Here is a 15,636-nt window from a genome sequence, read left to right as displayed (position 1 = left end):
GGTAATTCATGGAGGCTGTTCTGATTGTTATCATACTGATCTACCTGGGTATTTGCCTGGCCTTCTATTTCTTTCAGCATTTTGGTTTTTTCCGGCCTGAAATTTTATCTGGAGCTTTTGAATATAAGTACCCCTTTCCGTTTGAAGAACTGGATTTTGAAATGGAAGATGGCGGGCGCATTAATGCCATACACTTCAAGGTTCCCAACGCATTGGGCGTTGTGTATTACCTGAAAGGAAACTCAAAAAGCCTGAAGGGTTGGGGAAAATTTGCCAAGGATTTTCTGAGCAATGGGTACGATTTTTTTATGTTCGATTACCGTGGGTTTGGCAAGAGCCGGGGTAAACGAACCCAAACGCGTGTATTCAACGATGCCCAGTTTATATACAAATGGCTATCGGCCAGTTATCCGGAACAATCCATTGTATTGTATGGCCGGTCGTGGGGGAGTGGCGTGGCCGCACGCATTGCTTCGTGGAATAAGCCTCGCTTGCTGATTCTGGATTCACCGTACTTCAGTTTTTTTTATAACGTGAACCGGTATTTGTTTTTTATTCCGTTACGCTGGCTACTGCGGTACGACATCCGGACCGATCAGTATTTAAAAAAAGTGGAATGCCCGGTTCACATTATCCATGGAACGAACGATCGCCTCATTTCATTCTCACAAAGTGTTAAACTTAAAAACCTGCATCCCGATAAAGTTATCCTGCACGCCATAGAAGGTGCACGCCATAATAACCTACCCGACTATCCGGAGTTCTTTGAAAGGCTCTACGAGATCCTGTATGTGAAACCGAATAAAACGTAATCATGGAAGTGTTACGCAAATCTTCGGACGACTTTACGCGCATCTTTGATATAGTCTCGTACCAAAGGAGTAAATATCCAAATGCAAGAGCATTAAACGGATTTGTTAATGGAGCCTGGCGGAGCCTAAGTATAGATGAACTTGAAAAGCGGGCCGAGGTACTGGCGTGCTGGTTTCTCGAACAGGGCTTTCAAAAAGGCGATCGCATACTGATAGTTCCGGTTAATGGATCACCGGAGTGGATGATTGTTGATTTTGCCTGCCAGCAGGCAGGATTGATTGTAGTGCCCGTGCATCCAACATCCCGCGAAGATGAGATCAGCCTGATCATCAGCGAAACGGAATCGCGTATGTGTATTTGTGCTGATGTGGCATTGTATTATAAATTTTCTTCGGTAGCAACAACGGGTGGTTATGTGTTGGATGTACGTCACCTCGATCGTTCGGAGAAAAATTATTTTAAGCCTATCGGATTGGATAAAGCGACTGCTGAATGGAGGGAAAAGCTGAGTGAGGTACGGAACAGCATTTTGCCAACAGATATGCTCACTATTCTGTATACATCAGGAAGCTCGGGTGTGCCAAAAGGTGTTATGCTTTCACATCAAAATGTAGTGAGCAGTATTAAATCGATTATTACGTTGTTGCCATTGGAGGCTGGTCAGCGTGTAATCAGTTTTTTGCCGTTCAGTCACATCTTTGAGCGGGTAGCCTGTTACGCCTATCTCGTGTTTGGAGTTTCGATCTACTTTAATCAGAATAAGGATACGTTTACCCATGATTTTGCCACTGTGAGGCCGCACTTTTGCACCAGCGTACCACGTGTGCTGGAAAAAATGTACGACTTCATGGTAGAGCAAAGTATGAAGCAAAACTGGTGGAAAGGAAAGCTTATCCGATGGTCCATGCAGGTCGGTAGGCAGTTCAGGTCAGGCGGTTTAGCGCCTGTTTTTCGAATGAAGCTTTTTATAGCGCGCATACTGGTACTTCGCCTGTGGCGAAAGAAGTTGGGTGGACGGATACGATACATGGTGGTAGGCGCAGCTTCTTTACAACCCGAGATCGGTAAACTCTTTTCTGCAGCCGGAATTTTTGTGGTGGAAGGGTATGGTATGACCGAGACGGCTCCATTCATTTCAGTAAATCGGTTTGAGCCGGGACAAAATAAATTTGGTACGGTCGGCCCGGCTATACCGGGTGTAGATATTAAAATAGATCAACCCAATGAAGAGGGAGAAGGGGAGATTCTCGTAAAAGGTGAGAATGTAATGCTGGGCTATTTCAAACGCCCCGAACTGAACCACGAAGTATTTACAGATGAGGGTTGGTTCCGCACGGGTGATGTTGGAAAACTTATAAGTGGAAGATTTTTACAAATCACCGATCGTAAGAAGGATATTTTCAAAACATCCACGGGCAAATACATTGCTCCGCGCCCGTTACAAAATCATTTTATGCAATCGCCCTTGATACAGCGTTGCCTGATTATTGGTTTTCAGAAACCTTTTGTAACAGCTTTAATCGTTCCGAATTTTGAGTTACTTCAAACCTGGTGTGAGCAGGAACACATCCACTGGACGGCCCCGCAATTTATGGTGTATAACATACGCGTAAGGGCCCGTTATCAACAAGAAGTCGATGAACTGAATGAATCCCTTCCGGGATATCAACGCATTCGCGATTTTGTCCTTTGCCACCAGGACTGGACTGTTGAATCGGGTGAGCTTACCACCACGTTAAAACCTGTTCGCAGATTACTCGTTGAACACTATCAAAAGGAAATAGATAAAATGTACGCTTAGCTATGCAATCAAAAATTCTTCAGGGCATTGATACCGTAATTGTTCGTGTTACTGATTATAGCTTCTCTAAAAAATGGTATGAGGAGAAACTGGAGCTAACCCCGGTTTGGGATGATCCGATACTGAAACTCGCGGTAATGGATACTGGAAGTCCAACCAGCATAACCTTGTGGCAGACCGATTCAAAAATTGAGGTCAATCGTAAAACAGCATCTTATCCCATTTTCAGAATCCTGAGTGCTGTTGAGGCCCACTCAGCTTTGCAAAAACGGGGTGTTCGGGTAAGTGATATCATAACCGATCATGCTGTTACCTACTTCACTTTCTTTGACCCCGATGGCAATGTACTTGAAGCGTGCCAGGTACATGCCTAATTTCTGACAGGAATCAGTATGTGGTAGTGATGTGCATCATGGTTTTCTGTAAGGTGGTGCAGTAAGTTCACCGCATATGAAAACGCTTATTGTGTACATGACGCACCATGGTACAACAAAGAAAGTTGTTGACCATTTGCTTTCATTGTTAGGTGAGGGAGAAACCACAGTAGTGAACCTGAATGAGGTGAGTGATCCTGATTTATCGCCTTATGCGTGTGTAATTGTAGGGGGATCCATTCATGTAGGCCAGATTCAAGGGAAAGTAAAGCGGTTTTGCGAATCTCACAAAGATCAATTACTTCAAAAGCGATTAGGGCTATTCCTGTGCTTTATGAATAAGGAATTAGCACAACAGGAATTTGAAAACGCCTATTCGGCCGAGTTGCGAACACATGCTACAGCACATGGCCTTTTTGGCGGTGAATTGCTTTTCGAAAAGATGAACTTTTTGGAAAGGTTTATGACACGCATGATTGCGAAGGAGAATAAATCCAGGTCGGCAATCGATTATGAAGCCATTGAAAAATTTGCCAAGGCTATGCAATGAGAAAGTCGGCCCACATATTGGCAGTGCTTATTTTGATCTTTACCGGAATCTCAGCTTGCTTTGGCGGATGGATGCTGATTACGTCACCGGATGGTTCATCGCTGGGGATGACGACAGGCTTGTTGGAGTACTCGCCCTTTACTGATTTCTTAATACCGGGTATTGTGCTGTTTACGGTTATCGGTCTATTCAGCCTGGTCAGTGCTTACCTCGTTGTTCGGCAGGTTACCCGATATTCTTTTTTAGTAATCCTTATGGGATTAATACTGATCGGTTGGATTGTCGTTCAGGCCATTATGATCCAAACGGTAAATTACCTGCATGTGATCTTTGTATCAGCCGGACTTTTGCTTGTGGTTTCCGGCTTACTGCTTCGGAAGCAAGATATCATTACCTGAGCAGCCAATGTCTTAAGCCAATCTTAAGCTTGGGTAAAGTTTCTCCTAAGGTGTTTATGCTTAATTTTGCTGTATGCGCATTCTTGTAATTGAAGATGAAGTGGGTATAACCAGCTTTTTGAAGCAAGGGCTTGAAGAGGAGGGCTTTGAGGTTGAACTGGCGCACGATGGAAATGCCGGATTAGAGAAAGCATTATCCGAACATTACGATTTATTGCTGGCCGATTGGATGCTGCCCGGTCTTACGGGCATTGAACTGTGCAAGACTTACCGAAAGGAAAACAAAACCACCCCTATTATTTTCCTCACCGCCCGCGATACCGTTCAGGATGCGATTTATGGGTTGCAGGCAGGAGCCAACGATTACATTCGAAAGCCTTTTCATTTTGAAGAGTTGCTTGAGCGCATTCGTGTGCAACTCAGATCAACTTCAATATCGCCTGAGTTTACGCTTGGTCCGGTTTCATTAAACGTTGAAACGCATAAAGTGATGAACAATGGTGCAGAAGTGTCGCTAACGCAAAAAGAATTTTCGCTGTTGGAATTTCTGCTTCGAAACAAAGGAAAAGTATGCAAGCGAAACCGCATTCTGGATGCCGTGTGGGGACATGATGCTGACCACGATTCGGGTGTGATTGATGTGTACATCAATGCGCTTCGTAAAAAGTTAAATATCCATCGCGAGGAAGATTACATTCAGACCATACGCGGGGTGGGGTATATCGCTAAAGAAAAATGAGCATATCATATAAAAATCGAATAGCCTTATTTTTTCTTACCGCAACTGCTGTGCTGGTAGCATTGGTGTTTGCCTTTATCTTTTTTATGGTGCGTGATCAGGTGTATGCCGATCTGGAGTATACCCTGAACTATGAAGCGGTAAGACACGAAAAGGAAATTATGATTGAAGGAGGGCGGATGAAGTTCATCAACAAGACCGAAATGCAGGAACGTGAACACCGCGAAGTGGAAGTGAACCCGATTTTTATTCAGCTTACCGATGCACAGGGTAATGTGCAGGATCGTTCACCGAATCTCAAAGAAGGTACGCTTATTTTTCAATTAGGTGTTACAGGGCCGGTAGATCAAAATCATATACTTAATGGCAAGCGTGTTCGTCAGCGTCAAATACCGATACTCGACCGTGGCCAGGTTGTGGGCTATATTGTAACGGCCGTTTCCAGCGAAAACGCGCATCAATTAGTTATGACTTTACAACGATGGTTGTTGGTACTTTATCCAATTGTATTGCTGATTTTGTTTGGCGTTACGCGATGGCTCGCGGGCAAAAGCATTCAACCGGTTACCACGATTTTACAAACCACCAATCGCATTACGGAAAGCAATCTGAACGAACGCATTCCCTTGCCCGATCAGCGCGATGAACTTTTTCAGCTCACCTCATCAATTAACCAGTTGCTGGCGCGTATTGAATCAGCTATGGAGCGTGAAAAGCAATTTACAGCGGATGCCTCGCATGAATTACGAACGCCACTTTCTGTGTTGCGTGGTACCCTTGAGGTGTTGTTGCGAAAGCCCAGAACTTCTGAGGAATACGTTGAGAAAATTGCCTTGAGCATTAAGGAGATCGATCGCATGCACCTTATCGTTGAGCAATTGCTCGCATTGGCGCGATTTGATCATCCCGGTAAATCACCGGTTAAGGAACCGGTAGTACTAAAACATTTCTTGTCTGATCTGATCCACCGCCAAAAGAAAACATGGTCAGACAATGGCGTTCAGGTTGATATTCAGTGCGCGGATGCTGTAGTGCTTCAAACCGATCCGGGATTGTTGGAAGTGATTCTGGATAATTTATTATCGAACGCGGTTAAATATTCCTCGCATGATCATAGCGTTCAGGTTGTAGTAGAAGAGCAACCCGCATTAACCCTCTCCGTCCGTGATTCAGGAATTGGTATTCGCGAAGAAGATCTGCATCGTATTTTTCAGCCGTTTTACCGATCTGCAGCCCTGGAATACAAATCGATCAAAGGAACCGGCCTCGGCTTATCGTTGGTACAAAAAGCCTGCGATCAATTGGGTATTGAAATTACCGTGTCCAGCGAGTTGAACAAAGGATCCTCCTTTACGCTTCGTTTCCCTTAAGCTAATCTTAAGAAAAGCCTAAGTATACATTAAGGCATGTCGGTTTACCTTCACAGCAAAATTATTGCGTGTGGAAAAAATCATTTCCTTTAGTGTTCGTCATAAACTGATTGTACTGCTATTCACCGCCATCATGGTGGGCTTTGGTACGTATTCACTCTTCAATATTCCCATAGGTGCAGTGCCCGACATCACCAATAACCAGGTACAGGTAATTACCGTTTCACGAAATCTCGCTACCGAAGAGATTGAGCAATTCATTACGTATCCGGTCGAGCTGGAGATGGCAAACCTGCCGGGAGTTCAGGAGATCCGATCCATTTCAAAATTCGGATTGTCGGTGGTAACCATTGTGTTCAACGATAACATGGGTACGTACCTGCCGCGTCAGCTTATCGCTGAAAAAATAAAAATAGCTTCTGAAAAAATTCCGCAGGGTTTTGGCACGCCAACCATGGGACCTATCACCACAGGTCTTGGTGAAATTTATCAGTATGTATTAGATGTAAAACCAGGCTATGAATCGAAATATTCATTAACCGATTTGCGCACACTACAGGATTGGGTGGTGCGCAGGCAACTCTCCGGCATTTATGGAGTGGTGGAAGTAAATACCTGGGGTGGATTTTTGAAGGAGTATGAAGTAGCGGTAACACCCGAGCGATTACGGTCCATGAATTTAACCGTGCACGATGTTTATCGTGCGATGCAAACCAACAACAGCGTGGCCGGTGGCGGGTACATTGAAAAGACAAATGAAAGTTACTTCATCCGGGGGGAAGGCCTTGCAAAATCCCTGGAGGATATCGGGAACATGGTGGTTACAGTGCGCCAGGGTGTGCCAGTGTTGGTGAAGGATGTGGCAACGGTAGGCTTTGGTCACGCCATTCGTTTTGGTGCGATTACCGCAAATGGTCAGGGCGAAAAAGTAATGGGCCAGATTATGATGCTCAAAGATGCCAATTCAGGATTGGTGATTGAGAAAGTAAAAGAACGCATAGCGCAAATTGAAAAGACATTGCCGGAAGGTGTATTTATTAACCCGATTGTTGACCGCAGCGAACTGATTGCCCGAACAACATTTACGATCACAGAGAACCTGGTACTCGGTTGCTTGATTGTGGTGTTCGTGGTGGTGCTATTACTGGGCAATTTCCGTTCGGGATTGGTAGTGGCCTCCATCATTCCACTCTCACTTTTATTTGCTTTGAGTATGATGTACCTGTTTGGTGTGGATGCCAACCTGATGAGCCTTGGGGCTATCGACTTCGGTATCATCATCGATGGGGCAGTAATTATTGTAGAATTTATTGCGTTTCAGATTACCGCACAGCAGGGCAAATTGGTTGGCTTACCAAAAAATGAAATTCAACATGTTAAAGATAAGATTACCATTGGCGGAGCTACCAAAATGATGCAATCGGCCCTGTTCGGACAGTTGATTATCGTGTTGGTGTTTATCCCCATTCTTTCATTATCCGGTGTTGAAGGAAAAATGTTCAAGCCAATGGCGCTTACTTTTTCTTTCGCCTTGATTGGCGCCATCATTATGTGTTTTACATACGTTCCGGTGGTTTCAGCGCTCTTCCTAAAACCAGCACCTGAAGGCAGGCAAACTTTTTCAAAGCGATTGATGGGCTGGGTTGAGCGACTCCATCAACCGGCATTATTGTGGGCATTGAATCAGAAAAAAATTGTATTGGGAATAGCCCTCGCCATGTTGGTGGGCACTGGTATCTTATTCAAAAGCATGGGCGGTGAGTTTGTGCCTACACTTGATGAAGGTGATTTTGTGATTCAGCCGGTATTGAAAACAGGAACCACGTTAAGCAAAACCATTGACCTGATTACGGAAATGGAAAAAATTCTGCTTCAGTTTCCGGAGGTAGATAAAGTGGTAACCCGCATTGGCGCAGCCGAAATTCCCACCGACCCGATGTCGATGGAAGAAACAGACGTGATCATTAAACTCAAGCCAAGAAAGGAATGGACAACCGCATCTGACAAGGATGAACTTGCAGATAAATTCAAAGATGCATTGAGTGTATTGCCCGGTATCGAATATGAGTTTACACAACCCATTGAAATGCGCTTCAATGAATTGATTACCGGGGTACGAGCCGATCTGGCCATTAAGATTTTTGGAGAAGATTTATCAGTTCTCGCCAGCAAGGCAAAAGAAATTGAACGCTTAATCCGCGATGTGGAAGGTGCTTCTGATATCATTGTAGAGAAAGTGGAGGGTTTACCTCAAATGAATGTAAAGTATAACCGCGCTCTTATTGCCAAGTATGGATTAAACGTGGCCGACCTCAACACATTGGTATCAGCCGGGTTTGCCGGGCTTGCTGCCGGCAGCATTTTTGAAGATGAAAAGCGATTTGATCTGGTAATTCGCTTTGCGCAAAGTTCGCGTTCCGATATTGAAAATCTGCGCGACCTGTATGTGCCACTTCCCGGTGGCGGACAGATTCCGTTGCGCGAACTGGCCGAGATTGATTATGCCAAAGGTCCAGCTAAAATTTCGCGCGATGATACCAGGCGCAGAATTGTGGTAGGTATTAATGTGCGTGGCCGCGATCTTGAATCGGTAGTGAAAGATGTACAATTACTCATTGACCAGAATATCAAACTGCCCACCGGTTATAGCGTAACGTATGGCGGTCAGTTTGAGAATCTTCGTAGTGCCCGTGCCCGATTACTGATTGCTGTGCCCGTAGCGCTGGTGCTGATTTTCTTCATGCTCTACTTTGCATTCAACTCAGTTAAAGATGCACTTATGATTTACAGTGCTATTCCCCTGTCGGCTGTAGGTGGTGTGTTGTTGCTTTGGATTCGTGATATGCCGTTCAGCATTTCGGCAGGTGTGGGATTTATTGCATTGTTTGGAATTGCTGTTTTGAATGGTATAGTGCTGATTGAACACTTCAAGGAATTAAAACATGATGGTCTACACGATATGAAAGAACGCATTATCCGAGGAACCCGCGAACGCTTAAGACCGGTACTCTTAACGGCATCGGCCGCAGCATTGGGATTTTTGCCCATGGCCATTTCTACCAATGCAGGTGCAGAAGTGCAACGCCCGTTGGCCACTGTGGTTATTGGTGGGTTGGTATCGGCCACGTTGCTCACACTTATTGTTTTACCGGTTTTGTATGCACTCTTTGATTCGAAACGAATTGCATTTAATCGCAAGCCGGGTGGTAAGATTACCATGCTGGTTGTTGCGTTCCTTATCTTTTCCGTTCCTGCATTAGCACAACAACCGCGCTCACTTTCTATACAGGAAGCCATTGCCATTGCCACAGAAAATAATGCGGGATTAAAATCTTCATCCTTATCCGTTGAGCAATCCAAAGCCCTTATTAAAACCGGGTATTCGCTTGAGCGGCCTGTGGTGTATTACAATTTGGATGAAAATAACCTTCCGCCTGTTGGTGAAGCGTTGCAGGTTTGGGGCGTTCAACAACAATTTACATTTCCGACCGTGTATGGGAAACAACGTCAGGCATTAAAGGGTGCATACGAAGTTCAGGAAAAGCAGTTTGAGCTGGATAGTCGGAAGCTGGTACAGGAAGTATCGAAAGCGTATTACGAAGTGGTGTATTGGCAAAACCTTCAACGCTATTATATTTCACTCGATAGCGTTTACACTGATTTTGCCCGCGCAGCGGCACGCAGGTATCAACTTGGAGAGACCAATTACCTGGAAAAACTAACTGCTGATACTAAAAAGCAAGAGGCGCAGCTTCAGGTTAATCAAACGCAGGCATCAATTGAGGCTGCTTATGCAAGCTTAAAACGTTGGCTTCAAACCGATGAATCCATTGTGATCAATGAAACAACCTTGATGCCCGTAACTTCGGGTGATGTTGAAGTTCAAAATCATCCGGGTTTGTTGTATTACAAACAATTAAAACAATATGCTGAGTTTAATAGTCAGTTGGAAAGAAATAAATTATTGCCCGACATTCACCTCACGTACTTTCAAGGCCGGAATGCGGCAGAGAATGATAAACTTTATCAAGGCGTAAATGTTGGTTTAGGTATACCCCTCTGGTTTGGTGCGCAACGGGCCAATATCAAGTCGGCACAACTGAATGTGTTACGCACCGAACAATTGGCAACTGATTACCGAAGTGCGCTAACAACAGCACATGAACGCTTGCTACGCGAACGTGATAAGTATCAACAAGCAATTGATTTCTACAATACTTCCGGAAAGTTGCTGGCGGATGAAACCCTGATCACTGCCCGGAAGTCGTTTGTGAGCGGAGAGATAAACTTTCTTCAATATGTGCAGGCGTTGGATCAGGCCATGCAAATCCGCATGAATTACCTAAACAACCTGCGTCTGTATAACACAACTGTAATTGAGTTAAACTACCTGATGAATTGATCTTTAAAATCTTATGAAACAATATATTTTTTTATTAGTGCTGAGTGCCCTGATTGTTTCCTGTGGAAGCAAGGAAAATGAATCTGCAGAAGCGCTTGACATCAGCGCCAATCCGCATACGGATGAACTCACCATTACCCGCGCTCAATTTGAGGCAGCTCAAATGCAGTTGGGTACAATTGAGACAAAAACATTTGCCCGTCAGATAAAGGCAAATGGATACATTGATGTTCCACCTGACCAAAAGGCATCGGTGAGTGTGAAGCTGGGTGGTTTTGTTAAGTCTGTAACCATTTTACCTGGTGATCGGGTTGCAAAAAGAAAAGTTTTGTTCACGTTGGAAAATCCTGAGTTTATCCAACTTCAGCAGGAGTACCTCGAAAACCGGGCACAACTCAAGTACCTGCAATCGGATTACGAGCGACAAAAAGCGCTGGCGGATGAAAATATTGCTTCGCAGAAGAATTTCCTGAAAGCTGAATCGGATTACAGAGTGGCGCAGGCACGCGTTCAAGGGCTTGAACAAAAACTCAACATGCTGAACGTAAACATCAAATCGCTGGAGGCTGGTATGATTGCTTCAGTCGTTCATGTGTATGCACCGATTAGCGGTTACGTTTCCAAAGTGAATATTTCGTTAGGTGTTTCCGTTTCACCCGATGAAGTGGCCGTTGAGTTAGTGGATACCGATCACATGCACGCAGAGCTTCAGGTATTTGAAAAGGATGTAGTCGATATTCGGAAAGGTCAGAAGTTTTCATTCCGAACAGCAGGATCTGATACGTGGTATGATGGTGAGGTTTATCTGGTAGGCAAAACCATTGAAACGGGTACGCGTACGGTGAGTATTCATGGTCATATTCACGATGAGAAAAATATTCCAAACCTGTTACCGGGTATGTATTTAGAAGCCATTGTTGAAGTAGCCAGTGTAGAGCGACCGGTGCTTCCAACAGAAGCTGTTGTATCGGTTGATGATGTAAAGTATGCGCTTATGTTGCTGGAGGAAACACCGGATAAATTTCGATTTCAACGTATAGAAGTTGCTACGGGGCAATTCAACAATGAATGGACTGAAGTTGTGAATGCTTCTGACATTAAAGCAAATACTAAGTTTCTTACAAAAGGAGCATTTAATCTTGTTGTGGAGTGATATAATGAGATAAGTACGATGATTACTATTGATAACTATTTAGACAGTCATTACATACACCGAAGCAACTGGTTGCGTGCAGCAGTTTTGGGAGCAAACGATGGCATTATTTCAATCTCAAGTCTGGCTATTGGTATGGCAGCTGCAAGTACAACAAGAGACCCAATTTTATTGGCAACGGTAGCTGGCCTGGTTGCTGGTGCATTGTCGATGGCAGCAGGTGAGTATGTATCGGTAAGTTCACAAACTGATATTGAACGAGCGGATATTGAACGGGAAAAAGAAGAACTCAAAACGATGCCTGACGTAGAGCTGAAATTATTGGCTGAAATCTATGAAAGAAGGGGATTGAAAAAGGAAACGGCAATGCAGGTAGCCAAAGAATTAACCGAAGCAGATGCACTGGGTGCACACATTCGTGATGAATTGGGAATTAATGAGGTCAGTCAGGCAAAACCGATTCAGGCTGCGTTTGCATCTGGGGCAGCATTTACAGCAGGTGGAATTTTACCTTTGTTGGTAACACTATTTGCTCCAGTTGCTACGATGGAGTATTTTCTTTACGGGTTCACGATTGTATCGCTGATTATACTCGGGGCAGTCTCAGCAAAAACCGGTGGTTCAAATATGGGCAAAGCGGTAATCCGAATTGTGATCTGGGGAACCATTGCCATGGGCTTGTCCGGATTGGTTGGTTATATTTTTGGTGTCAACGTTTGACTCTAAAAATTAAACCAATTTCTGCTGTTTGATTTTATCTTTAATGTATGCCTTAAACTCAGGCGGACCAAGAACGGTAATTTCATCAGCTAAACCCATTACAAATCGACCAACACCTTTGAAGTGAAGCACCGGCCCGTTAAAAATATAACTTTTAATTTCTTCACCCGCTTCTTTTTCGAGGTAGGGTTGCGACAGCGGAAACTCTTCGCGCAACAATACATAGGCACGTAAACTCAACCGTAAGATTATCCATATTTCCTTCCTTCCGCTGATGCCAAAAATATCGGTGCTTGATTTTTTGTGCAGCTTGCTGTATTTGTATGGCTTGTCCAGAATCACTACATCGCCAATACGTTCCAGTTTAAAGAATTTGCATTGTTTGTCTTTAGTATCCAATGCTTGAACTGATTGAAAGCCTTCACCAAACTGAAAGGGCTCTACCAACCTGTCGGTTATTTCCTGGCTATTGGCCGAATGGTAATTTTTCAACACGACCTGTTTTTTGTTTTCAACGGCTTCCGATAAAGTGCGAAACATCTTCGCTACGCGCAGTTTTAAAAACTGTTCGGGTACATCTTTCGCTTCTGAATGAAAAGCTAACTTTTTCAACAACGTTCCCCGCAAGGGATGCCCGCTTGCACCACTTTGAATCAACTGCCGTAAAATGGTTACTTCTTCAAGGGTAAACCTGTCTTCCGGACTTTCTCCTTCTTCCCGATGAACAAAATACCGGCCATGAAAATCCTGATCGATAATAAAGCCGATCTCTTCCAGCAATTTGAAGTACCGGTAGATGGTACGGCTGGTGGTGTCGAGTTGTTGTGCTAACTGCTCAATGGTGCGGCCACCACCTTTTAATAAACCAATCAGTTGGAATACACGGAGAATTTTAGCCTGTGGTATCATGAATCCTTATTCGTCCAGCAGTTGTTTCAGTTTTTCAAGTTGCGTGCGGTTGTTGGGTGATTGGATATTATCCACCACACTTTGTTTCTCCCTTGTGGTCAATCGCCAGCTCAATGATGCGCGTGCATTGTTTTGTCTTAGGCTATCCATTTGGCTAAGAATTGGTGCATACGATTCAAGCTGGTATTGCAAATCGATCCGCTCAATCGGTCGGGGGAACCAGGTTTTGGCAAAACCAATGTAGGTATCATTGCCGATGTCCTGAAAATTTTCAAAGTTGTTGTATACCGTACTGATGGGTTGTGTCATCGCATCCAATATTGTCTGACTTTTCCGTTCCACAATTTGCCCAAGCTTAGGAGAGTCGCGGATGGAAAGTACAATCACGCCCGATGTGTTTTCGGCAATCCAATCTTTAAATGCATAGAGAAAGCGCACGGCATCGGAAATGCCAAAGTTATCCGAGATGCCCGCATCCATGATTTGGATGGAGGGCTCAGTGGGAAGTGTGGTGTTGGGTGTGATATACGGAAACGTAGCACTCATCCGCAAGGCAGATAAAAACCGCAAGTGACCTGCGCCATGATTGTTGAATAAGAGTTGGTAATCAATGCCGGCTAGTTTTGAAAGGTCATAATCCGGATAGGCGATCATCACCGAATTCATGTACGATAAAGGTTGCGCGGCAATGTACAGTTTGCGCCCATCATTAATAATGGTAGGAGACATCACCAGCATGGGAATCATGGCTTTTTGTTCGGGTTCCACGTAAGCGGACACGGGTTTGTCCATTAACTTTTCCGTAATGGTATTGAGTTGTTCCTCAAACGTGTATCCGCGATCGCGGTGGTAGTAGTTGCCCGCATATTCAAATTTGTTAAACCCAACAAACAAATCGTTCGCCAGCAGACTGAAGATTAACGGATTCAGGTTATCGGATGAAAGACTTTTTCGATGACGGATTGCGTACGGATTGACAGACTCACCCAATTGCTCGCGTAATTTCAATTCGCGGAAAAAGCTGGCCCCAATCAATCCGCCAGAAGCGCCTGAAATCATAATGCTTTTATTGAAGAGTTCTCCGCCTGTCAGGCTATCGGCAATCTGTAATGCAGTTAGTGTCCACAGCGCTGCCCGTTTTCCGCCACCGCTTACGCAGAGAAAAATCATCTTTGGTTTCTGATCTTCCGGAAACTTGGCGCGCCAGTTTTCAAGCATCATCAGGGAATGTTCACGGTCGTGTTCAATCTGATCGGGTGAGTTCAAATCTTTTAAATGCTGATGCGAATACGGAACAGGTTGTTTGATGTAGTCCAGACCGAAGGCTTCATAGGGTTTTGAAAAGAAATCCTTTCCGGCAAGGGTGTTTACAATCAGAAAAATTATAATAGCCGTAGTGGCTGACCATCCGCCAAACCAATAACTAAACGCGCCCGAAAGCATCACAAAAATGGTAAGAAAGATTACCGCACTGGCAGCAGCGGGTATCTGAAAAGTGGGGTAGTCTTTGAATAATCCGAGCACCAATACAAGCGCAACAATGAATAATTCAATAATCACCAGGTTCAAGTGATTTTGATCAAACACCTGAATAATCGTGTTGCGATCGTAAAAACCACTGTCATCAACTTTTTTTATGCGCAGGTCGTAATCGAGGTAATAATCCACGCGTACCTGACGCTTGCGCGCGATGTCCAGTTTTTTCATGGCACTGGCACGCGTTACCTGCACATTTTGTTTGATCTTTTCATCAATGCGGCACACCACGTATTTGAAAATATCTTTGTTGGTGAGCCAGAAATAAATGAAGAAGATAAGCGTCATCAGTGCAAAGCCGGTTATCAACCCAGCCATGTTCCAGAAAAGTTGTTTGGTTGAAAGGTACTGGTTGTCCGTTTGGAAACTGAGTATGTAATAAATGTAGATGATGAGAAACAGAACCGGAATGATGCTATTGTTCAGCGCGAACTTGGTGAACGGTCGGGATAGCGCCCCGACAAATGAAAAGCGGTGTCCATCCGAAATGTAGCCGGTGATGTGAAACGCCACCGTAAATCCTGCCAACGAAATACCGATGATAAAAAAGCTGGTGAAGTTCACCTTGTTGAGGTATTCGGGGTCGAGAAACAGGTAGGGAATGCCCAGGTATTGCCCAAAGTTGCCGGTAATCATGGCAAACAAGATGATCCAGCACAATATCAACACGTGATTTCTTCTCAGGTTGTTAAACAGCAACTGAAGGGGAAATGAATACCAGATAGCGGTTAAAAAATGATACAGTCTGCGCATGGGTCTTTTCAGTGCAAATTCTTCGCAACCTACTTCCTTACAAGATAAAAAAAGGAATAACAGACAGAAATTGTCAATCTATTTTTCTTTTTTGCCATCATTCACGTAATTCAAAACC

General features: G+C 44.3%; 12 protein-coding genes. 10 read left to right on the top strand and 2 right to left on the bottom strand.

All coding sequences use genetic code 11. The features are described from left to right. The first annotated feature begins 8 nt into the window (after positions 1 to 8). The 10 genes from QY309_12630 (at position 9) to QY309_12585 (ending at position 12,320) form a co-directional block, all read left to right on the top strand. Complete coding sequence (locus QY309_12630; GenBank protein ID WKZ58712.1) at positions 9 to 812, top strand: alpha/beta fold hydrolase; 804 nt, start codon at positions 9 to 11, stop codon at positions 810 to 812. Between the two features lie 2 nt (positions 813 to 814). Then, positions 815 to 2,614 (top strand): long-chain fatty acid--CoA ligase, encoded by a 1,800-nt coding sequence (locus QY309_12625; protein WKZ58711.1) that lies wholly within the window; start codon positions 815 to 817, stop codon positions 2,612 to 2,614. A 2-nt stretch (positions 2,615 to 2,616) separates the two neighbouring features. Beyond that, positions 2,617 to 2,988, top strand: a complete 372-nt coding sequence (locus tag QY309_12620) for a VOC family protein (protein WKZ58710.1) — start codon at positions 2,617 to 2,619, stop codon at positions 2,986 to 2,988. 76 nt (positions 2,989 to 3,064) lie between these two features. Continuing rightward, entirely contained in the window at positions 3,065 to 3,538 is a 474-nt protein-coding gene (locus QY309_12615) for a flavodoxin domain-containing protein (GenBank protein WKZ58709.1), read from the top strand. Beyond that, positions 3,535 to 3,936: a hypothetical protein gene (locus QY309_12610; protein ID WKZ58708.1), complete on the top strand. Its 402-nt coding sequence runs from the start codon at positions 3,535 to 3,537 to the stop codon at positions 3,934 to 3,936. The genes QY309_12615 and QY309_12610 overlap by 4 nt, the downstream gene beginning before the upstream one ends. A gap of 73 nt (positions 3,937 to 4,009) precedes the next feature. Beyond that, complete coding sequence (locus tag QY309_12605) at positions 4,010 to 4,675, top strand: response regulator transcription factor (GenBank protein WKZ58707.1); 666 nt, start codon at positions 4,010 to 4,012, stop codon at positions 4,673 to 4,675. Continuing rightward, on the top strand, positions 4,672 to 6,045 hold the full coding sequence (locus QY309_12600) for an ATP-binding protein (GenBank protein WKZ58706.1): 1,374 nt from the start codon (positions 4,672 to 4,674) through the stop codon (positions 6,043 to 6,045). The genes QY309_12605 and QY309_12600 overlap by 4 nt, the downstream gene beginning before the upstream one ends. Positions 6,046 to 6,115: 70 nt before the next feature. Beyond that, the gene (locus QY309_12595; GenBank protein WKZ58705.1) at positions 6,116 to 10,447 is read left to right on the top strand and encodes a CusA/CzcA family heavy metal efflux RND transporter; all 4,332 of its coding nucleotides are present in this window, start codon (positions 6,116 to 6,118) and stop codon (positions 10,445 to 10,447) included. A gap of 13 nt (positions 10,448 to 10,460) precedes the next feature. Continuing rightward, positions 10,461 to 11,600 (top strand): efflux RND transporter periplasmic adaptor subunit, encoded by a 1,140-nt coding sequence (locus QY309_12590; protein WKZ58704.1) that lies wholly within the window; start codon positions 10,461 to 10,463, stop codon positions 11,598 to 11,600. An 18-nt stretch (positions 11,601 to 11,618) separates the two neighbouring features. Further along, positions 11,619 to 12,320 (top strand): VIT family protein, encoded by a 702-nt coding sequence (locus tag QY309_12585; GenBank protein WKZ58703.1) that lies wholly within the window; start codon positions 11,619 to 11,621, stop codon positions 12,318 to 12,320. Between the two features lie 9 nt (positions 12,321 to 12,329). Here the strand turns inward: QY309_12585 and QY309_12580 are convergent, their stop codons facing one another. Further along, positions 12,330 to 13,229, bottom strand: coding sequence for a WYL domain-containing protein (locus tag QY309_12580; GenBank protein ID WKZ58702.1), 900 nt, complete (start codon positions 13,227 to 13,229; stop codon positions 12,330 to 12,332). Positions 13,230 to 13,235: 6 nt separating this feature from the next. Further along, positions 13,236 to 15,518, bottom strand: a complete 2,283-nt coding sequence (locus QY309_12575) for a patatin-like phospholipase family protein (GenBank protein WKZ58701.1) — start codon at positions 15,516 to 15,518, stop codon at positions 13,236 to 13,238. Positions 15,519 to 15,636 lie beyond the last annotated feature (118 nt).

The sequence above is a fragment of the Cyclobacteriaceae bacterium genome, from assembly GCA_030584025.1.
In the GTDB taxonomy this organism is placed as follows: Bacteria; Bacteroidota; Bacteroidia; order Cytophagales; family Cyclobacteriaceae; genus UBA2336.
The sequence above is the reverse complement of the archived record's forward strand: the minus strand, read 5'-3'. Positions and strand labels throughout refer to the sequence as shown.